Below are 18,926 nucleotides of genomic sequence, written 5' to 3' on the forward strand. Positions count from 1 at the left end.
CCGCGCCGCCCTGAGTGAGGGCTTTTTAGGCCTCAACCAACATGCGCGAGCGCATTTCAAGGTGCAACGCGTGGCAGAAGTTGGTGCAATAGGCCCAATACACGCCCGGCTTATCGGCAATAAAGGTCACTGACTTGGTTTCCTGCGGATTGACGATGAAGTTGATGTCGTACTTCGGAATCGCAAAACCGTGCGTCAAGTCTTCTACCTTGTCGAGGTTGGTGAGGATGATGGTTACCTCATCGCCGCGCTTGACGGTCCATTCGCGCAGGCCGAAGGTAGGCGCCTGGGACGTAAGGTACACGGTGACTTTCTTGCCCTTGCGCTCCACGCGGCAATCTTTCGCATCCTTAACGGCATTCGGGAAATCGTCAATGTTGTACACCTGGCGCGTGCGCACCAGGTTACGCGGGATGATGATGGAGTCGTGCGGCTCAGAGTACACGGCATGGTCGGCCACCAGCTTCATTTTGTCGCCGCTGATGTCAATCAACTGCGCCGTTTCAGGGTGCAGCGGTCCCACGGGCAGGAAGCGGTCCTTGGAGAACTTGTTGTCCGAGAGGAAGTATTTGCCATCGGCGTCTTTGGTTTCACCCATGGAGGTGAAGCCGTGACCAGGTTGGTACTGCACATCGAGCTTATCCAGAACAACCTTGGCGGTCTTGTCACCCTTATAGGACTTGATGGCGGCCTCCACATTCCACTTGACGATTTGACTGTCCAAGAACAACGTGGTGTAAGCATTGCCACGGCCGTCAAAGCCGGTGTGCAGAGGACCCAGGCCGATTTCAGGCTCGGCAACCACGGCTTCGCGGGCTTCCTTGAGTTCACCATCAAACCACTTGAGGACCAGTGCATGCTCGATCAGTGTGGCAGTGGGTGAGAGCTTGCCGGAACAGGCGTAGTACTTGCCATCCGGGCTGGCGTTCACGCCGTGCGGGTTCTTGGACACGGGCACGTAGCAGACCAGGGAGGTCTTGGGATCGGGGTTGGCGGCCTTGGTGCCATCGACCACCGGAACCTTGGAGCCGCCGTAGGTCTTGAATTTTCCAGCCTTCACAGCTTCTTCGATGCGCGCAATGTTGAAGAAAAGGCAGGCATCCATCTCCGCCGACATCATGTCTTCGTAGTGCACGCCGTTTTCGGTGTTGTACTGGTTTGTGCAAGCGAGCTTGCCGTCATAGGACGATGCGACCAGGTCGCAGTTACCGTCAATCAACACCTGCCAGCGCACTTCCATCGTCTCGGCGTCTACGCAGCTGAAGATGGAGCGGTAGGCCTTGGTGTCATCCATGTTCTTTCCATTGTTGTCCAACGGAATGGCAAATTCACCACCGCAAAACACGCGTGTGGTGTGGTTGATTGCGGCGTCCACCGGATCACGCTTGTCGGGGAAGGTGCCGTGAAAACCCTGCACCAGTGGCAGCTCGGTAATCTTGTCGGTTTCCATCGTGTCCATGCGGATACGCGCCAAGCGGCCATGGATCTTGTCGTTCACGAACATGTAACGACCGTCGTAGGTGCCATCTTTGTACGAAGGATGGATGTGGTGCGTGTCCCCCGTGTGGTACTTCAAGCTGCCATCGGGCTTGGTGCCCAGAATTTTTTTCGATTCGTTGGTGATGCCCCAACCCACCAAGCAATCCATGTTGAAGACTGGAATACGTTTGAACAAACGACCGGACGGCAAACCATAAATACGGCATTCACCCGAGTGGCCTCCGGAAGAGAAGGAGTAATAGTCGTCGAGCTGACCAGGCTTCACCTCGTACTTGCTGTAGTCAACACCATTGTCTGCACCGGCCACGCTTTTGGCGTCTGTTGCAGGCGCGGATGCCGCAGGAGCGGACTTGTCCGTACAGGCGACAACACCCGCCAAACCGGCAAACGCGGCGGTATTCATGAATTTGCGGCGCCCCAATCCACTGACTTTGGAAGCTTGATCTTTGCTCATCGGTAATCCTTCTATTGATTGGCCCGAGTAAGTGATTTTCTTGGGCTAAGTCGATGTTAGGGCGCTGACGAACCATCCGGGTTAACCCGATCAGCATACCTTGAGATACATCAAACGATTACTAGCCTTGAACAGGGTCTTAGCAACAAAACATTGAAATGCAATAATAAAATGCGTTGTTTTTCTACAATTCGCGTTTCTACAAAAGGATTCATTCATGAGCAAGAAATATTTGGGCTTACTGCTGATTTGCAGCGCCGCGCTGGTTGCCTGTGGAAAACCGGAAGCGCCTGCTGCGATTGCAACGCCCGCCGTTACGACTCCCGCTGTCGTGGCAACCGCTGCCGCTCCAGAAGCGGACAATGCCGTCGGCAAATCGGTATTCGGGAAGACGTGTGCCCTGTGCCATGCATCGGGTGCGGCCGGCGCACCCAAGCCAGGCAACAAGGACGAATGGGGTCCACGTATTGCACAGGGTAACGACACGCTGTACAAGCACGCGCTGGAAGGCTTTACTGGCGCCAAGGGTGCCATGCCCGCACGCGGTGGAAATGCATCGCTATCTGACGATGACGTCAAAGCCGCCGTGAATTACATGGTTGCACTGTCAAAATAAGTTACCCTCTATGGCGATTCAGACTCCAGATTCCGGGCGTCGTCGCCTGCTTACCGCCATTCCGCTGGTGGTAACAGGCCTGCATTTGCGGTCTGCGTTGGCGGATCCCGCCGTGCAACAAGTGTCTCGAACGCTCATGGGCACACGAGTGGCCATGACCGTGCACAATACGAATGGCAATGATGGACAAATTGCCATGTCCGCTGCATTCGCGGAAATGCAGCGTCTGAGCGATTTGATGAGCCGCTACCGAACCGGAAATGCCGTGCACGCATTGCATCTGGCCTCGGGGTTGCAGGCAATTACGCTTGAACCCGAAATGTTTAACGTGCTGCAAATGGCACAAGCGATAGCAACACGCAGCAACGGTGCGTTTGACATCACGGTGGGCGCCCTGACAGGTTGGGACTTTACGCAAAGCCAGCCGGTGCGCCCAAAGGCCGCCGACATCGCACAGGAACTGACGCTGGTGAACTACCGCGATGTGGTTCTCAACAGCAAAACGAGCTCTGCATATTTGCGCCATCGAGGCATGCGCATCGATTTGGGAGGTATCGCCAAGTTGCCCATTCTGCAAGCCGGTATGCAGGTACTCCAGCGCAATGGCATCCAAAACGCAATGATCAATGGTGGTGGCGATGTACTGGTGCATGGCCAATTGCAAGGTCGCGATTGGCGCGTGGGCCTGCGTGATCCCCGTGCACCAGAACACATCCTCGGTTCAATTGATTTGAGCGAAGGATTTGTAGCCGCTTCAGGTGATTACGAACGCTTCTTTCTCGAAAACGGCCACCGCTATCACCACATTCTGAACCCCAAAACAGGACAACCAACCACCGGGCCACACGGTGTGGCACTGGTTTCGCGCAAGCTGGAAGACATCAATGGAATGGGTGCAGCCATCATGGTGGCTGGCGCTGCGGCAGGTCGGCGCTTGCTGCAGTTATCAACAGGTGTTGACACACTGATTGCAGAGTCTGGGCAGGGCCTGTGGATGTCGCCCGGAATGTCTCAGCGTCTGCACACCTGACACTTTTTGTCAGGGCCGAACCCACGGAGAAATCATGAAAATTGCAGTATTGGGAATTGGCCTGATGGGTTACCCTATGGCGCGGCGCCTTTGTGAAGCCGGTCATCAGGTCCACGTATGGAGTCGCACCTTGCACAAAGCACAGCGCCTGGCCGGCGACGGTGCAGTAGTGCATGCCCGGGCCGACGACGCTGTGCGCGAAGCAGATTTGGTCATCACCATGCTGGGCGACGGTTCCGTGGTCGACCAAGTCCTGTTCGATCTTGGGGCAGCTAATGCAATGAAAGCCGGCAGCCTGCTGGTAGACATGTCATCCATCAAACCCGTTGAAGCCAAAGACCACGCCGCACGGCTGGGTGAACGGAACATTGGCTATCTGGACGCCCCGGTTTCGGGCGGCACAATTGGCGCAGAAGCCGGCACGCTGGCCATCATGGTCGGAGGCAAAGCCAGCAATTACGATGATGCACTGCCGGTGTTCAATACGTTTGGCCACTCCACGCATGTAGGTCCCGTGGGCGCCGGTCAACTGGCCAAGCTGGCCAACCAGATGATTGTGGGGGCCACCATTGGTGTCGTGGCCGAAGCCCTGCTGCTGTGCGAACGCGGTGGTGCTAACATGGCCAAGGTCCGGGAAGCCATTACCGGCGGCTTTGCCGACAGCCGGATTTTGCAGGTGCACGGGAAGCGCATGGTGGAACGCGACTTTGTCCCGCGTGGACGCATGTCCGTGCAACTCAAGGATTTGCGCAATGCACTGGCCACCGCCAACGAAATTGGATTTTCGGCTCCCATCACTGCCTTATTCGAACAACTCTATGCACAAGGAATAGAACACGGCCTGGAGGACCTGGATCAATCAGCTCTGTTTGTGGAACTGGCCAGCCGCAACGGCATGACCTAATAGGCCGGAGGCGCGACAGACAAAAAAATGGACCCGATGGGTCCATTTCCTATGGGTGAAGAACGTCTTCAATCAAACGTGCGTGCTGCGCGCTTCTTGGCGTCACGCGGCACAAAAACCTTGCCGGTGTTACCGGGCTTCACGCCCATGGGCTTGGAAAATGCTGGCTTGCGGGCGGCGAAATCACCACCGCGCGGTGCCGCATCGGGACGGCTGCCGGCAAATCGGTCATTAAAGCCACCCTTACGCTCGTAACTGAAGCCTTCGCGGGCAGCACCGCCGAAATCGCGGGACTGATTACCAAACTCACGTGGTGGGGCTTGGTTGGTGCGAGCACCGCCACCAAATCCACCTTCACGCGGGCCGTTGCCGAACTTGCGGTCACCGCCACCAAAGTTGCGGGGTGCGCGTTCTGCACCGTGGTTGCCACGGCCACCAAAGCTGGCACCAGTGCCTGGACGGGAATCAGGAAAGCGTTGCTGCGGCTCCAGACCGGGAATGGTCTCGGACTTGAAGTGTTGGCGGGTATGGGCTTCGATATCAAAAATCCGGCGACGATCGCGCACTTCGGCAAACGTCACAGCCAGTCCATCGCGCCCTGCGCGGCCGGTGCGGCCAATGCGGTGGGTGTAGTCTTCAGCCTTCATCGGCAAACCAAAATTGAACACATGCGTAACAGTGGGCACGTCGATTCCGCGTGCGGCCACATCGGTTGCCACCAAAATTTGCACTTGGCCGTTGCGCAGTGCCATCAGGCGGCGGTTACGCAAGCCTTGGCTCAGGGCACCGTGCAGAGCAACGGCGTCAAAGCCATCTTGCTGAAGGTCGTTGGCCAAGCCGTCACACTCGATCTGGGTGCTGGCAAACACGATGGCCTGGTTGATGGTGGTGTCACGCAACCAATGGTCCAGCAGCTTGCGCTTGTGGTGGGCGTTGTCGGCCCAGAACAGCACCTGCTTGATATTGGCGTGCTTCTCAGTCGGGCTGTCAATGGTAATGCGCTGGGGTTCGCGCATCACACGGGCAGCGAGCTGCTGGATGCGCGGCGCAAAGGTAGCGCTGAACATCATGGTCTGCTTGCGGGCAATGGTGAGCTGGTTGATTTCGGCCAGATCATCAGAGAAGCCCAGGTCGAGCATGCGATCGGCTTCGTCCACCACCAGGAATTGAACTTGGTCCAGCTTGATCTGCATGGAGCGTTGCAGATCGAGCAAACGGCCAGGTGTGGCCACCACCAGATTGGCGTTTTGCAGCTTGGCAATTTGCAATTGGTAAGGCATGCCCCCCACGATATTGGCAATACGCAGACCACGGCAGTGTTGAACCAGATCGATCGCGTCGTTGGCTACTTGTTGGGCTAGTTCGCGGGTTGGGCAAACTATCAGGGCGCCAGGGGCCGGTGCCTTGAAATTGCGCACATTGGTGGGGTCCTTGCGCTTGGCGCGCTTGGGTGGTGCTTCGCCCTTGGCGGCGGCTTCTGCCACCAGGCGTTCAAACTCGGCACGCTCTGCGGCTTCGGATTCGGCTTGCTGTTTCAGCAACGTGTGCAGCATGGGCAGCAAAAAGGCCGCAGTCTTGCCGCTACCGGTCTGGCTGGACACCATCAGGTCAATGTATTTACCGGCCTGTTGGCCTGCGCTTTCACCTGGCAAGGCCAGGGGAATGGTCTTGATCTGAACAGGGGTGGGCTGGGTGTACCCCAGATCTTTCACGGCATGGACCAGTTCAGGGGCCAGGCCCATGGTCACGAAGCCATTGGGCGCCTCGGGAACCTCGGGTTCATCAGCAATGGGCATTGCGGACAAATCAACAGCATCGTGGCCAGTGGGGGTGGTGGAAAGGGATTCGGCAGGCGCAAAGGCACCCGTCACTTCAAAAGCGTCAGTCATGGTTTTACTCACACGCGAGCACCGCAAGGAATGCGGCTGCTCCGTCAATGGTTAAAAAACATCAACCATCAAACGGAACCGGCTCTGCCCCGTAAAGGGGTAATTCAGTGCTGGGGGCCAATATCGCCACTTGCTTGCAAGTGTGGCGGACCCGGTGAATGAAGGGAGATGTGCAAATGCGTTACTGTTTGTAACGCAGCCTTCGATTATGCCACAGATTCGGGTTTACACCTAATTAGCCCAGAGCCGGCCATGGTTACGTCAACTGGAAAAAGTGCTTTCGGTAATGTTCCAGCTCGTCAATAGACTCATGCACATCGGCAAGCGCTGTGTGGCGCTGCTGCTTCTTGAACGTGGAATACACCTCAGGGCGCCAACGCTTGGACAGCTCCTTGAGCGTACTCACATCCACGTTACGGTAGTGGAAGAAGGCTTCCAGCTTGGGCATGTACTTGGTCAAAAAACGCCGGTCCTGACCAATCGAATTGCCACACATTGGCGTGACTTTGGCAGGTACGTATTGTTTGAGAAAGGCAATCAACTGCTCCTGTGCCTCTTCTTCGGTGGTCGTGGACGCCTTGACTTTGTCAATAAGGCCGCTCTTGCCATGCGTGCCCTTGTTCCAGGCGTCCATCTGGTCGAGCAGGGCGTTTGACTGGTGAATCACCAGCACCGGACCTTCGGTGCGGCACTCCAGGTTGGGGCCAGTCACGATGACCGCGATTTCAATGATGCGCTCCACTTCCGGGTCCAGACCCGTCATTTCGCAATCAAGCCAGACCAGGTTTTTGTCAGATTTACTTGAAGGGGTGTTGATATCAGCCATGGAGTCAATTGTCACCGATCGCCTAAACTCCCACGCCATGACCGAACTCTTTGCCAGCAACACAGCCTCTCTGACCACCACCCTGATCTTCGCGGTGGCTCTATCGCTGAGTCTGTTGCTCAAATTCTGGCTTGCCAGCCGCCAGATTCGCCATGTGGCCCAGCACCGCACCGCAGTGCCGCCCGCCTTTGTAGAGAAAGTTTCGTTGACCGCGCACCAGAAGGCAGCCGACTACACGCTGACCAAGACGCGGTTTGGCATGCTGGAACTGGCGTGGGGCGCCGCACTGACACTGGTCTGGACGCTGCTGGGCGGGCTATCTGAATTGAACCAGTGGCTGCTGGGCTGGATGGGGCAAGGGCTGGCACAGCAGGTGACAATGCTGGGCGCCTTCGTTGTGATTGGCGGCGTGCTGGACCTGCCCTTTACGCTGTACCAGACTTTTGTGATTGAGGAACGCTTTGGTTTCAACAAGACCAGCTTTACCCTGTGGCTCCAGGATATGGCCAAGTCGTTGTTGCTATCGGTCGTGATCGGGCTGCCTTTTGTTACCTTGGTGCTGTGGATGATGGGCGCCACCGGTCCCTGGTGGTGGTTGTGGGTCTGGGGCGTGTGGATGGGTTTCAACCTGCTGGCGCTATTGATTTACCCGACCTGGATTGCACCCTTGTTCAACAAGTTTCAACCTTTGCAAGACCCGCAGGTGAAAGACCGCGTAACCCAATTGATGGCGCGTTGCGGCTTCACCTCGAAAGGCTTTTATGTGATGGATGGCAGCAAGCGCAGTGCCCACGCCAACGCCTACTTCACCGGCTTCGGTGCCTCCAAGCGGGTGGTGTTTTACGACACGCTGCTGGCACAGTTAAGCCCCGACGAAGTGGATGCCGTGTTGGCACACGAACTGGGGCATTTCACCCACCGCCATGTAATCAAACGCATTGTCTCCATGTTTGCCTTGAGCCTGATCGGCTTCATGGCGTTGGGCTGGGTCAGCCAACAAGCCTGGTTTTTTACCGGCTTGGGAGTGGTGCCCAACCTGAATGGTGGCAACGATGCATTGGCCCTGCTGCTCTTCATGATGGTGCTGCCGCTGGCGGGTACCTTCATCGGCCCCGTATTCGCCCAACTCTCACGCAAACACGAATTCGAGGCCGACGCTTATGCCGTCGCGCAAACCAGTGGATCAGCCTTGGCTGGCGCACTACTCAAGCTGTTTGAAGACAACGCCTCGACCCTGACGCCAGACCCGGTGTACGTGCAGTTTTACTATTCCCACCCGCCAGCCACGGAGCGGCTGGGCCACATCCTGGGCACGGCACACTAAACGCCCAGCTGCACATGGCAACACCCTCCCCCACCCTGGAACCGGGCCTGGTCATCGCCGGACATGGTCGTCACGTATGGGTGGAAACACCCGACGGACGCCGCCTGATCTGCCACCCCCGCGGCAAGAAGAGCCAGACGGTGGTGGGCGACCGCGTGCTGTGGCAGGCCAGTGAGGACGAAGGCACGATCGAAAAGGTCGAGCCGCGACGCAACCTGTTTTACCGCCAGGATGAAATTCGCACCAAGTCCTTTGCCGCCAACCTGGACCAGGTTCTAATCCTGATTGCGGCCGAGCCCGAATTTTCAGAAAGCCAGTTGTCCCGCGCCTTGATAGCCGCCGAAGCCGAGCACATTACGCCCATCATCGCGTTGAACAAAAGTGATTTGGTGGAGCCCTTTGGGCGGGCCTGGCAGCGCATGGCGGTGTACCGCGACATGGGTTACGCGATACTGCCCATGGCACTCAAGCCGCGCGGTGACACCACACCCAATACCGAGCACCATCTGGATACGGTAATGGCCGGCAAAACGACGCTGGTGCTGGGACCATCCGGCTCCGGCAAAAGCACCCTGATCAATCGTTTGATTCCCAATGCCCAGGTACTGACCAATGCAATCTCCACCGCCCTGAACTCCGGCAAGCACACCACCACCAGCACTACGCTGTACTGGGTGGACGCTGCCAGAACCACAGCGGTGATTGATTCGCCGGGTTTTCAGGAGTTTGGACTGAACCACATTGAGCCGATGCACTTGGCCAGCCTGATGCCCGACATCAAGGCCCATGCGGCAGACTGCAAGTTCTACAACTGCAGCCATCTGCACGAACCGGGTTGTGGGGTGATTGCAGCCGTGCAGCCAACGTCTGAAGGATTTTCAGCCCCTAGCCCTCGTCAAATAAGCGCTAATCGCTATAAAATATATAGCAATTTATTTGCTGAACTGTCCCAGAAACGTTACTGAGCTGCGCTAGCCCAGCAGTCGGGCCAGTGTCAGTAAAGCCAGAAACACCATCCACATCACCACGGTGCGCCAGACCAGGCCCACCACGGCACGCAGGTGCACGGTCTGTGGAGTCAACCCAGGGCCAGGTTGATCTACAGGGCCGAGTTTGACGTTGACAGCGCCTGCCGTTGCGGCCAACACCACGCCATCGTTATCCCCCGGGAAATGGGCTTCCTGCTGGCGCCAGCTGTCCACAGCTTCCTCAAAGCTGCCTACAAAGGCAAAACCCAGCGCAGTGATACGGGCCGGCAGCCAGTCCATGGCATACCAGGCTTCGCGAGCGGCAGTCTGCACCGAGCTGCTGACCGGCACGCTGGATGCGCGTGAAGGCCGGTTGGTATAGCTGGCAAAGAACTCACCCATGCGGTACAACACGGCGCCGGCCGGGCCCAGCCCAAAGGCCGCCAGCAGGGAATACCAGGCAAACACGCCAAAAACATGGTGGTGTGCATTCAATACGGAATGTTCGATGACGTGGCCGACAATCTCGCTGCGCGGCAGTGCGCTGGCGTCGATATGCATCCATTGGGCGAGTTTCTTGCGTGCCAGATCTTCGTCCCCTGCCAGGAGAGCGTCCCGAATATCGGTGAAATGGTGGCTGAATTGGCGAAAGCCCAGCGTAGAGTAGAGGATCACAATGCTCCACACCACGGCGACAATCCAGCCTGCGTACCATACCAACAACCAGTGCACGGCAAACGCCAGCGCGGCCGGCAGCACCACTGCAACCCACCACGCCAACCAACCGTGTTGCGGCTTGCCAGCATCCAGATTGCGCAACACCCAGCGCACCCAGGAACGCACGCCTTGATGAACCGGATTACCCTGCCCAAGGGGCCGGGCCTGCTCCAGCAACAACGCAAATAGTATGGAGAGAAAACTCATGGAGCAATCATAGCGAGCGCACGCTGCGCAGAACACTTGGCGATTGACAGATACAAGGCTTGGTGGCTTCAGTCCAACAAAAACCGGTAGAGATTACGCAACATACCGGCGGTGGCACCCCAAATATAGTGTTCGGTCGTGCCGTCGGTGTAGGGCATGGAAAACCATTCCCGCTGCGCACCAGCCCACTCCATCAGGTGATGGCGGTGGTTGGCGGGGTCCATCAGAAAGGCAAGCGGCACTTCAAACACATCCGCCACCTCGTGGGGATTGGGTTTCATGGTGTAGTGAGGATTGACCAAACCGACAACTGGAGTGACCAGATAGGCACTACCCGTGGTGTAGATCGGCATGCTACCCAGAATATCCACGTCGCGGCGCACCAACCCAACCTCTTCCTGGGCTTCCCGCAGGGCGGTATCAATCGGGTTGGCATCTTCGGGGTCGGCCTTGCCGCCGGGAAAGGCAATCTGCCCGGAGTGGCTGGAAAGGTTCGTTGTGCGTTCGGTCAACAACACGGTCAGACCGTTTTCCCGCAGGACCAGCGGCACCAGCACCGAGGCAGCAACCGCAGTGCGACTGGAAAAACGGGGCTCACCTGCTAGCTCGGGCGTCCATACCCGCGATTGCGCGAACCGCTGTGCCAATGCCTGGGGGCGCATGGCCTGCTGCGACACCTTGGGCAGATGGGTATCAACCGCCATCACGGGGATGCTGCGCGGATCAAAGATGGGGAGGTTGGTCATAAAAAAACCGCCACAAGCTTGCGCCGGGCGGTTTGCTGGAAGACAAGGGCTTGAATTAAGCCGCAGTCTTCTTGGCTGGCAGCTTTTCCTTGATACGTGCCGACTTGCCGCTGCGGTCACGCAGGTAGTACAGCTTGGCACGGCGCACGTCACCACGGCGCTTGACTTCAATACCGGCGATCAGCGGGCTGTAGGTCTGGAACGTACGCTCCACGCCTTCACCGCTTGAGATCTTGCGAACGATAAAGCCGCTGTTGAGACCGCGATTGCGCTTGGCAATCACAACACCTTCATAGGCCTGAACGCGCTTGCGGGTGCCTTCAACCACGTTGACGCTCACGATAACAGTGTCGCCAGGAGCGAATTCGGGAATGGTTTTACCTAGACGAGCAATTTCTTCTTGCTCAAGGGTTTGGATCAGGTTCATGGTTTTCTCTCAATGATCGTGTATGCGCCAGCACCGGATGGTGCAAATTCAACAAAAACGTTGACTAGGCCGTACAGAGGATCGGTTAGCCCACAATTATAGCAACATCAAATGTTCTGCGCCAATACGGCCTCATCCTGCTCCGTCAAAAGCCCGGCAGTGCGGGCTTTTTCCAGTAGATCGGGCCGATATTGTGCGGTCAGCTTCAGACGCTGGTCACGCCGCCAGCGCTCGATATGGGCATGGTTGCCAGACAACAAAACTTCCGGAACGCGCTGACCAGCCCATTCTTCCGGGCGGGTGTAGTGCGGGCAATCCAGAAGGCCATCCAGTGCGGGGTTGAAGCTGTCCATGGCGTGGCTGTCGGCGTCAGACAGGACCCCCGGTTGCAGACGTGCCACCGCGTCCAGCAAGGCCATGGCCGGCACCTCACCGCCAGACAGCACAAAGTCGCCCAAGCTGATCTGCTGGTTCACCTGGGTATCGATAAAACGCTGATCTATGCCTTCGTAACGGCCGCACAGCAAAATAGCGCCGGATCCAGCGGACCAGCGTTGTACCTGGGCATGGTCCAGCCGTTGGCCGATGGGGGAAAACAGGACGACAGGCGCCGTGTCATGGCGTTGCGCGCGGATATGGACCAGTGTTTGCTCAAGGGGCTGCGCCATCATCACCATGCCCGGGCCACCGCCAAAGGGGCGGTCATCGACGCGGCGGTAATTGCCGCTGGCAAACTCACGCGGATTGGACAGGTGCACATCGACCTGGCCGGATTCAAAGGCGCGCCGCGTGATGCCAACCGACAAAAACGGAACGAACAACTCCGGGAACAGGGTGACGACGTCGAAGCGCATGCGTCGCTTACGCTCAATAGTCGAGTTGCCAATCCACGCGAATGCGCCGTGCCTTCAGGTCCACGTCATCCACGTAGGCGGAAACAAAAGGAATCATGCGTTCACACGTTTTGTCGTCTTGTTGGTACTCCAGTACCAGCACGGTTTGCGCGCCGGTGGACAACAACTCGCGCACCACGCCCAAGGCTTCATCCTGGCGATTGAGTACGTCCAGGCCAATCAGGTCGACCCAGTAATACTCATTCTCTGCGGCAGTGGGGAAGCTCGAGCGGGAAATAAAGATGCGCGAACCGCGCAAGGCCTCTGCGGCGGAACGCTCGTCCACGCCATTTACGCAAGCCACCACGGAATCCGAGTGCTGCTTGGCTTCTTTGACAGACAACTGCGCCACGCCGGAAAATGCGGCTACACCCCGCTCGGAGGGCATAAGAAACCAGCGTTTGGAAGAAAAAAGCGCCTCGGGATGGGCGCTGTAGGGCAGGACCTTGAACCAGCCCTTGATGCCCCAGGCGTCCGCAATGCGCCCGACCTCGATAGCGTCCGCTGGCAATTCAGCAGTTTCGAGTCCGGTTAGCATGCGCGTGGGGCGCCGATCCGGGAGTTGGGTTGGCACCACAGCCCCCGACGGCACAATTCAGTTACGCAGCCTTCTTGGCCGCTTGCTGGATCAGGCGTTCCACTGTGGAAGAAGCCTGGGCGCCAACACCCTTCCAGTAGGTCAGACGGTCTTGCGCAATGCGCAGGCCTTCTTCACTTGCGGTCGCGCTCGGGTTGTAAAAACCAATGCGCTCAATGAAGCGACCATCACGGCGTGTACGCTTGTCGGCTACGACAATATTGAAGAACGGGCGAGCTTTTGCACCGCCACGGGCGAGTCGAATGACGACCATGATTTATCCTTTGGGTGGCAGGAATTAATTCCAACCATTAAATTCGGAGTTGAGACACGCAACTGACCACCCGGCCAGTGACACTCTGAATAGCTCTCCATTATAACCTTTACACCAATCAATGATCAAGATTCGTCCCAGCCAGGATGCCGACCTGGCCGCTATCACGGCCATTTATGCCCACCACGTGCTCCACGGAACCGGCACTTTCGAGACGACACCCCCAAACGATCAGGACATGGCCGCGCGACGCGCCGACGTTCTATCCAAGGGCTTGCCCTACCTGGTGGTAGAGGACACCAGCGGCATCTTGGGGTTTGCCTACTGCAACTGGTTCAAACCACGTCCCGCCTACCGCTACTCTGCGGAAGACTCGATTTATCTGGCCCCCGCAGCCCATGGCAAGGGCTTGGGTCGCTTGCTACTCGAAGAACTGATGGCTCAGGCCGAGCGCGCAGGTGTGCGCAAACTCATCGCAGTCATTGGTGATTCCGCCAATCAGGGCTCCGTGGCCGTTCACAAGCGCTGCGGGTTCCAGCACGTAGGGGTTTTGGCCAACTGTGGCTGGAAGTTTGACCGCTGGCTGGACGTGGTGCTGATGGACCGCGTCCTTGGATCGGGCGGTACCGACGCACCGGAGCCCGTACAACCATGAAAAACAAGACACTTGCGGCCTGGTTGGCCTTTGTCGGTGGCCCGTTTGGACTGCAACGTTTCTACCTCTATGGCAGCGCAGACCGCCTGGCCTGGATGTTGCCCGCACCCACCTTGATCGGCCTTTATGGGGTGTACCGCGCCCGCACGTTGGGGCTAGACGATCCTATGAGCTGGATGCTAATTCCCTTTCTGGGCTTTACCTTGGCCGGATGCGCCATCAATGCCCTGGTGTATGGCTTGATGGCTGCCGAAAAATGGAATCTTCGATTCAACCCGGGCACTGCACCGGATGGAGTTGCCGGCCAGACCACCTGGTTCACGGTGGGCGCACTGGCCCTGTCGTTGTTGGTGGGTACCACCGTGTTGATGGCCAGCTTGGCTTTTAGTTTTCAGCACTATTTCGAATACCAAGCAGAAGCTGCGCGTGCCATTTCCCAGCCAGCCGACCCTAAAAGATCTGGAGACTGATCCAGTAAGCAATAGCTGCCACAAAGGCGCTGGCGGGTATGGTGAAAATCCACGCCCAAACGATATTGCCCGCGACGCCCCAACGCACTGCGCTGGCGCGCTGCGTAGAGCCGACGCCCACAATGGCGCCGGTGATGGTGTGGGTCGTGGACACCGGTATTCCAAGTGCCGTCGCCAAAAACAGGGTTATGGCACCGCCGGTTTCTGCACAGAAGCCACCCACAGGCTTGAGCTTGGTTATTTTTTGCCCCATGGTCTTGACGATGCGCCAGCCACCAAACATGGTGCCCAAACCAATGGCCGTGTAGCAGCAAATAATCACCCAACTTGGTGGGGCCGACTCGCCGGCGGCTGAGTACCCGGTAGCAATCAAGAGCATCCAGATAATTCCAATGGTTTTTTGTGCGTCATTGCCACCATGACCCAGGCTATAAGCACCGGCCGATACCAATTGCAAACGGCGAAACCACTTGTCCACCTTGGATGGCCGAAAACGTCGAAAGGTCCAAGCCACCGCAACCATCATGGCTGAGCCGAGCACAAACCCCAGCACGGGAGAGACAAAAATAAATAGAACCGTCTTGAGAATGCCGGCAGATATCAGGGTTGAGGCACCTGATTTGGCAATCACCGCGCCCACAATGCCGCCGATCAGGGCATGGGATGAACTGCTGGGGATGCCGTAGTACCAGGTGATGACATTCCAGGTAATGGCACCAAGCAAAGCGCCAAACACCACGTGGGTATCCACCACACCGGGCTGCACGATCCCCTTGCCCACAGTGGCCGCCACGCTGAGATGGAAGATAAATAGTGCAATAACGTTAAAAAACGCAGCAAACAAGATGGCCTGCCCGGGCTTGAGAACACCTGTGGAGACCACAGTGGCGATCGAGTTGGCTGCATCATGAAAGCCATTCATGAAGTCGAACAACAGGGCCATGACCACCAACATGGCCACTACCCACAGGGTCGTTTGCACGTTTTCCATCGTCTATTGGCGCTGCGGGTTCAGGAGTTTTCGAGGATGATGCCTTCGATCACGTTGGCAACGTCTTCACACTTGTCGGTGATGGTTTCCAGCAATTCGTAAATCGCCTTGAGTTTGAGCACCTCCCGTACATCCGGTTCCTCACGAAACAGTTTGCTCATGGCGGTACGCATGACGCGGTCAGCATCCGATTCCAGGCGGTCAATCTCTTCGCAGGTTTTCAGCGCCGCTTCTGCAGTTTGCGGGTCTGCAATATGGTCCAGCAATTTGACCGCGTCGCGCACGCGCTCGCAACATTTCACACTCAGGTCGGTCAGGCGGTTGATCTCTTCGGTCATGTGGCGCACGTCGTACAGCGCCATGGTTTCGGCCGAGTCCTGAATCAGGTCTGCCACATCGTCCATCGTATTGATCAGCGAATGGATTTGTTCGCGATCAATGGGTGTGATGAAGGTCATGTGAATGGCCTTGTTGCACTCGTGCGTCACGCGGTCAGCGGCGCGTTCGGCGTCATCGACTTCCTGGTTGTACTTTGCGCGCAAGTCCAAATCGTTGTAGTTGGCCACCAGCTTGGAAAAAGCGTACGCTGCCTCCACAATGCGGTCCGCATGCTGGTTGAACATTTCAAAAAAATTGCCTTCGCGAGGCAGTAACTTTCCAAACCACATGAGTTAATCCTCCAACCAAACGACAAGATTCTTGGGATTTTAAAAGACGGCGCAGTTTAACCGTACCGTCCTGCACAGGTGGGCTGCACGCACTCGGCGAAAGGAACAAAAAAGCCCCGTGGCATGACCCACGGGGCTGATTGGTTCAGAACCGAAGTGCCTGCGGTCAGGCTTGAACGGTCGCTGCGGACTCGGTGTAGTCGCTGATCTTGTCAAAGTTCAGGTACTGGTACACGGTGTCACTGGCAGCCGTGAGCACACCCATATCCGCCAGGTACTCGGCCTTGGTGGGAATACGGCCCAGCTTGGAGCAGATGGCAGCCAATTCGGCCGAGCCCAAGTACACATTGCTGTTCTTGCCCAGACGATTGGGAAAGTTGCGGGTGGAGGTAGAGAACACCGTAGCGCCCTCTTTCACCTGCGCCTGGTTGCCCATACACAGGCTGCAGCCTGGCATTTCCATACGCGCACCGGCGCTGCCCAACACACCATAATGGCCTTCTTCAGACAATTGGCGGGCATCCATCTTGGTCGGAGGTGCCACCCACAGCTTCACTGGAATATCACGCTTGTTTTCCAACAGCTTGGACGCTGCACGGAAGTGGCCGATGTTGGTCATACAGGAACCAATGAATACTTCATCGATCTTGGCACCAGCGACTTCTGACAGGGTCTTCACGTCGTCCGGATCATTGGGGCAGGCGACGATAGGCTCGTGGATGTCAGCCAAGTCGATCTCAATCACGGCGGCGTAGTCGGCGTCGGCATCGCCCTTGAGCAAATCAGGCTTCTTCAGCCAGGCTTCCTGTGCCGCAATGCGGCGGGCCAGCGTGCGGGCATCGGAATAGCCATTGGCAATCATCCACTTCATCATGGTGATGTTGCTGTTGATGTATTCGATGAATGGGTTCCTTGTTCAGGTGCACGGTACAACCGGCGGCAGAGCGTTCGGCGGATGCATCGGACAGCTCAAACGCCTGCTCAACCTTGAGATCTGGCAAGCCTTCTATCTCCAAGATACGACCAGAGAAAATGTTCTTCTTGCCCTTCTTCTCCACCGTCAGCAAACCTGCCTTAATGGCGTACAGCGGAATCGCGTTGACCAGGTCACGCAGGGTCACGCCATTTTGCATCTTGCCTTTGAAGCGCACCAAGACTGACTCAGGCATATCCAAAGGCATGACACCCGTAGCGGCTGCAAAGGCCACCAAACCGGAGCCGGCAGGGAAGCTGATGCCAATGGGGAAACGGGTGTGGCTGTCACCTCCGGTACCGACCGTATCCGGCAACAGCAAACGGTTGAGCCAGCTATGGATCACGCCGTCACCAGGGCGCAACGAAATACCGCCCCGGTTGCTAATGAACTCAGGTAGTTCGTGGTGCATCTTCACGTCCACTGGCTTGGGGTAAGCGGCTGTGTGGCAGAAAGATTGCATCACCAAATCGGCGCTAAAGCCCAGGCAGGCCAGGTCTTTCAGTTCGTCGCGGGTCATCGGGCCGGTGGTGTCTTGCGAACCCACCGAGGTCATCTTGGGTTCACAGTAGGTTCCCGGGCGCACGCCCTGGCCTTCGGGCAGACCGCAGGCACGTCCGACCATCTTCTGTGCCAGGCTGAAACCCTTCTTGGTGTCAACCGGGTTGGTCGGCAGGCGGAACAGCGTGGAGGGCTTGAGGCCCAGAGCTTCGCGCGCCTTGGCGGTCAATCCACGACCGATGATCAGTGGAATACGGCCGCCGGCGCGTACTTCGTCAAACAGCACTTCGCTCTTGACTTCGAAGGAAGCGATTTCTTTACCGTCCTTGAATGCTTTGCCTTCATAAGGACGCAGTTCCACCACATCACCCATCGCCATTTGACTCACGTCCAACTCGATCGGCAATGCACCCGAATCTTCCATGGTGTTGTAGAAAATGGGGGCAATTTTGCCGCCCAGACAGACACCACCAAAGCGCTTGTTGGGCACAAACGGAATGTCCTCTCCGGTGAACCACAACACCGAGTTGGTGGCAGATTTACGACTTGAGCCCGTGCCCACCACATCACCCACGTAGGCCACCAAATTACCCTTGGCGCGCAGATCTTCCAGGAACTTGACCGGGCCGCGTTTACCATCTTCTTCTGGCGTCACTCCGGGACGGGCATTTTTATGCATGGCCAAGGCATGCAAAGGAATGTCCGGACGGCTCCAGGCGTCGGGTGCGGGCGACAAGTCGTCCGTATTGATCTCTCCAGCGACCTTGAAAATGCTCACGGTGATGCTCTTGGGCACTTCGGGGCGGCTGGTGAACCACTCGGCATCGGCCCAGCTCTGGATCACGGCCTTGGCGAAAGCATTGCCTTTGTCGGCTTTTTCCTTCACGTCATGGAACTGGTCGAACATTAACAAGGTTTTCTTCAACCCTTCGGCCGCTTCCTTGGCCACTGCAGCGTCGTCCAGCAGATCGACCATGGGGCTGATGTTGTAGCCGCCCAGCATGGTGCCCAGCAGTTCGGTGGCACGGGCGCGGCTGATCAGGGCGCACTTTTCGGTGCCATGGGCCACGGCGGCCAGGTAGCTGGCCTTGACCTTGGCGGCATCGTCCACACCAGCAGGCACGCGGTGGGTGATCAAATCCACCAAAAACGCTTCTTCGCCAGCGGGTGGTGCCTTCAACAGCTCGATCACTTCACCCGTTTGTTTGGCCGACAGCGGCAGTGGCGGGATACCCAGTGCAGCGCGCTCGGCCACATGGTCACGGTAGGCTTTTAACATCGTATTTACTCCTTCTTATACAACACAAATCACTCTC

General features: G+C 57.4%; 18 protein-coding genes and 1 pseudogene. 7 read left to right on the forward strand and 12 right to left on the reverse strand.

Going from position 1 to position 18,926, the window contains the following annotated elements; translation table 11 throughout:
• Window positions 1-25: 25 nt before the first annotated feature.
• Complete coding sequence (nosZ, locus tag IPI80_RS09535; protein ID WP_413859449.1) at window positions 26-1,954, reverse strand: TAT-dependent nitrous-oxide reductase; 1,929 nt, start codon at window positions 1,952-1,954, stop codon at window positions 26-28.
• Between the two features lie 217 nt (window positions 1,955-2,171).
• Here nosZ and IPI80_RS09540 point away from each other — a divergent pair, with 217 nt between their 5' ends.
• From IPI80_RS09540 to IPI80_RS09550, 3 genes are read left to right on the forward strand one after another with little or no spacing between them, the layout of a single operon-like run.
• The gene (locus IPI80_RS09540; RefSeq protein WP_413859451.1) at window positions 2,172-2,570 is read left to right on the forward strand and encodes a c-type cytochrome; all 399 of its coding nucleotides are present in this window, start codon (window positions 2,172-2,174) and stop codon (window positions 2,568-2,570) included.
• 10 nt (window positions 2,571-2,580) lie between these two features.
• Window positions 2,581-3,600 carry an FAD:protein FMN transferase gene (locus IPI80_RS09545; RefSeq protein WP_413859453.1) on the forward strand — a complete coding sequence of 340 codons (1,020 nt, stop codon included), beginning with the start codon at window positions 2,581-2,583 and terminating at the stop codon, window positions 3,598-3,600.
• Window positions 3,601-3,634: 34 nt separating this feature from the next.
• The gene (locus IPI80_RS09550; protein ID WP_413859455.1) at window positions 3,635-4,504 is read left to right on the forward strand and encodes an NAD(P)-dependent oxidoreductase; all 870 of its coding nucleotides are present in this window, start codon (window positions 3,635-3,637) and stop codon (window positions 4,502-4,504) included.
• A 68-nt stretch (window positions 4,505-4,572) separates the two neighbouring features.
• Here the strand turns inward: IPI80_RS09550 and IPI80_RS09555 are convergent, their stop codons facing one another.
• Window positions 4,573-6,393, reverse strand: coding sequence for a DEAD/DEAH box helicase (locus tag IPI80_RS09555; RefSeq protein ID WP_413859457.1), 1,821 nt, complete (start codon window positions 6,391-6,393; stop codon window positions 4,573-4,575).
• Window positions 6,394-6,649: 256 nt separating this feature from the next.
• Complete coding sequence (orn, locus tag IPI80_RS09560; protein ID WP_413859459.1) at window positions 6,650-7,219, reverse strand: oligoribonuclease; 570 nt, start codon at window positions 7,217-7,219, stop codon at window positions 6,650-6,652.
• A gap of 37 nt (window positions 7,220-7,256) precedes the next feature.
• Here orn and IPI80_RS09565 point away from each other — a divergent pair, with 37 nt between their 5' ends.
• Both IPI80_RS09565 and rsgA read left to right on the forward strand, forming a co-directional pair.
• The gene (locus IPI80_RS09565) at window positions 7,257-8,543 is read left to right on the forward strand and encodes a M48 family metallopeptidase (protein ID WP_413859461.1); all 1,287 of its coding nucleotides are present in this window, start codon (window positions 7,257-7,259) and stop codon (window positions 8,541-8,543) included.
• A 14-nt stretch (window positions 8,544-8,557) separates the two neighbouring features.
• On the forward strand, window positions 8,558-9,508 hold the full coding sequence (gene rsgA / locus IPI80_RS09570; RefSeq protein WP_413859463.1) for a ribosome small subunit-dependent GTPase A: 951 nt from the start codon (window positions 8,558-8,560) through the stop codon (window positions 9,506-9,508).
• A 6-nt stretch (window positions 9,509-9,514) separates the two neighbouring features.
• On the opposite strand, the gene IPI80_RS09575 is transcribed toward rsgA, so the two are convergent.
• The 6 genes from IPI80_RS09575 to rpsP all read right to left on the reverse strand — a co-directional run bounded on the left by IPI80_RS09575 (window position 9,515) and on the right by rpsP (window position 13,352).
• Window positions 9,515-10,435: a cobalamin biosynthesis protein gene (locus IPI80_RS09575; protein WP_413859465.1), complete on the reverse strand. Its 921-nt coding sequence runs from the start codon at window positions 10,433-10,435 to the stop codon at window positions 9,515-9,517.
• 68 nt (window positions 10,436-10,503) lie between these two features.
• On the reverse strand, window positions 10,504-11,181 hold the full coding sequence (locus IPI80_RS09580) for a CoA pyrophosphatase (protein WP_413859467.1): 678 nt from the start codon (window positions 11,179-11,181) through the stop codon (window positions 10,504-10,506).
• Between the two features lie 55 nt (window positions 11,182-11,236).
• Entirely contained in the window at window positions 11,237-11,608 is a 372-nt protein-coding gene (gene rplS / locus IPI80_RS09585; protein ID WP_413859469.1) for a 50S ribosomal protein L19, read from the reverse strand.
• Window positions 11,609-11,715: 107 nt separating this feature from the next.
• Window positions 11,716-12,462, reverse strand: coding sequence for a tRNA (guanosine(37)-N1)-methyltransferase TrmD (gene trmD / locus IPI80_RS09590; RefSeq protein ID WP_413859471.1), 747 nt, complete (start codon window positions 12,460-12,462; stop codon window positions 11,716-11,718).
• A 13-nt stretch (window positions 12,463-12,475) separates the two neighbouring features.
• Window positions 12,476-13,039 carry a ribosome maturation factor RimM gene (gene rimM, locus IPI80_RS09595; protein ID WP_413859735.1) on the reverse strand — a complete coding sequence of 188 codons (564 nt, stop codon included), beginning with the start codon at window positions 13,037-13,039 and terminating at the stop codon, window positions 12,476-12,478.
• A gap of 61 nt (window positions 13,040-13,100) precedes the next feature.
• Window positions 13,101-13,352 carry a 30S ribosomal protein S16 gene (gene rpsP / locus IPI80_RS09600; RefSeq protein WP_413859473.1) on the reverse strand — a complete coding sequence of 84 codons (252 nt, stop codon included), beginning with the start codon at window positions 13,350-13,352 and terminating at the stop codon, window positions 13,101-13,103.
• Between the two features lie 121 nt (window positions 13,353-13,473).
• On the opposite strand from rpsP, the gene IPI80_RS09605 reads away from it, so the two are divergent.
• Both IPI80_RS09605 and IPI80_RS09610 read left to right on the forward strand, forming a co-directional pair.
• Window positions 13,474-14,007, forward strand: coding sequence for an N-acetyltransferase family protein (locus tag IPI80_RS09605; RefSeq protein WP_413859475.1), 534 nt, complete (start codon window positions 13,474-13,476; stop codon window positions 14,005-14,007).
• Window positions 14,004-14,477, forward strand: a complete 474-nt coding sequence (locus tag IPI80_RS09610; protein WP_413859477.1) for a hypothetical protein — start codon at window positions 14,004-14,006, stop codon at window positions 14,475-14,477. The genes IPI80_RS09605 and IPI80_RS09610 overlap by 4 nt, the downstream gene beginning before the upstream one ends.
• On the opposite strand, the gene IPI80_RS09615 is transcribed toward IPI80_RS09610, so the two are convergent.
• From IPI80_RS09615 to IPI80_RS09625, 3 genes and pseudogenes are all read right to left on the reverse strand, one after another.
• Window positions 14,458-15,468: an anion permease gene (locus IPI80_RS09615; protein WP_413859479.1), complete on the reverse strand. Its 1,011-nt coding sequence runs from the start codon at window positions 15,466-15,468 to the stop codon at window positions 14,458-14,460. The two genes, IPI80_RS09610 and IPI80_RS09615, sit on opposite strands and share 20 nt — an antisense overlap.
• Before the next feature lie 20 nt (window positions 15,469-15,488).
• A complete protein-coding gene (locus tag IPI80_RS09620) occupies window positions 15,489-16,136 on the reverse strand; it encodes a DUF47 domain-containing protein (protein WP_413859481.1) in 648 nt (215 codons plus the stop codon).
• 166 nt (window positions 16,137-16,302) lie between these two features.
• Window positions 16,303-18,889: pseudogene (locus tag IPI80_RS09625) on the reverse strand (bifunctional aconitate hydratase 2/2-methylisocitrate dehydratase).
• Window positions 18,890-18,926 lie beyond the last annotated feature (37 nt).

The sequence above is a fragment of the Candidatus Aalborgicola defluviihabitans genome, from assembly GCF_016705985.1.
GTDB classification, from domain to species: Bacteria; Pseudomonadota; Gammaproteobacteria; order Burkholderiales; family Burkholderiaceae_C; genus Allorhodoferax; species Allorhodoferax defluviihabitans.

What these genes read in the sequence shown, in the direction of transcription:
- nosZ (WP_413859449.1), bottom strand. Translation starts at nt 1,954, where the DNA reads ATGAGCAAAGATCAAGCTTCCAAAGTCAGTGGATTGGGGCGCCGCAAA.
- IPI80_RS09540 (WP_413859451.1), top strand. Translation starts at nt 2,172, where the DNA reads ATGAGCAAGAAATATTTGGGCTTACTGCTGATTTGCAGCGCCGCGCTG.
- IPI80_RS09545 (WP_413859453.1), top strand. Translation starts at nt 2,581, where the DNA reads ATGGCGATTCAGACTCCAGATTCCGGGCGTCGTCGCCTGCTTACCGCC.
- IPI80_RS09550 (WP_413859455.1), top strand. Translation starts at nt 3,635, where the DNA reads ATGAAAATTGCAGTATTGGGAATTGGCCTGATGGGTTACCCTATGGCG.
- IPI80_RS09555 (WP_413859457.1), bottom strand. Translation starts at nt 6,393, where the DNA reads ATGACTGACGCTTTTGAAGTGACGGGTGCCTTTGCGCCTGCCGAATCC.
- orn (WP_413859459.1), bottom strand. Translation starts at nt 7,219, where the DNA reads ATGGCTGATATCAACACCCCTTCAAGTAAATCTGACAAAAACCTGGTC.
- IPI80_RS09565 (WP_413859461.1), top strand. Translation starts at nt 7,257, where the DNA reads ATGACCGAACTCTTTGCCAGCAACACAGCCTCTCTGACCACCACCCTG.
- rsgA (WP_413859463.1), top strand. Translation starts at nt 8,558, where the DNA reads ATGGCAACACCCTCCCCCACCCTGGAACCGGGCCTGGTCATCGCCGGA.
- IPI80_RS09575 (WP_413859465.1), bottom strand. Translation starts at nt 10,435, where the DNA reads ATGAGTTTTCTCTCCATACTATTTGCGTTGTTGCTGGAGCAGGCCCGG.
- IPI80_RS09580 (WP_413859467.1), bottom strand. Translation starts at nt 11,181, where the DNA reads ATGACCAACCTCCCCATCTTTGATCCGCGCAGCATCCCCGTGATGGCG.
- rplS (WP_413859469.1), bottom strand. Translation starts at nt 11,608, where the DNA reads ATGAACCTGATCCAAACCCTTGAGCAAGAAGAAATTGCTCGTCTAGGT.
- trmD (WP_413859471.1), bottom strand. Translation starts at nt 12,462, where the DNA reads ATGCGCTTCGACGTCGTCACCCTGTTCCCGGAGTTGTTCGTTCCGTTT.
- rimM (WP_413859735.1), bottom strand. Translation starts at nt 13,039, where the DNA reads ATGCTAACCGGACTCGAAACTGCTGAATTGCCAGCGGACGCTATCGAG.
- rpsP (WP_413859473.1), bottom strand. Translation starts at nt 13,352, where the DNA reads ATGGTCGTCATTCGACTCGCCCGTGGCGGTGCAAAAGCTCGCCCGTTC.
- IPI80_RS09605 (WP_413859475.1), top strand. Translation starts at nt 13,474, where the DNA reads ATGATCAAGATTCGTCCCAGCCAGGATGCCGACCTGGCCGCTATCACG.
- IPI80_RS09610 (WP_413859477.1), top strand. Translation starts at nt 14,004, where the DNA reads ATGAAAAACAAGACACTTGCGGCCTGGTTGGCCTTTGTCGGTGGCCCG.
- IPI80_RS09615 (WP_413859479.1), bottom strand. Translation starts at nt 15,468, where the DNA reads ATGGAAAACGTGCAAACGACCCTGTGGGTAGTGGCCATGTTGGTGGTC.
- IPI80_RS09620 (WP_413859481.1), bottom strand. Translation starts at nt 16,136, where the DNA reads ATGTGGTTTGGAAAGTTACTGCCTCGCGAAGGCAATTTTTTTGAAATG.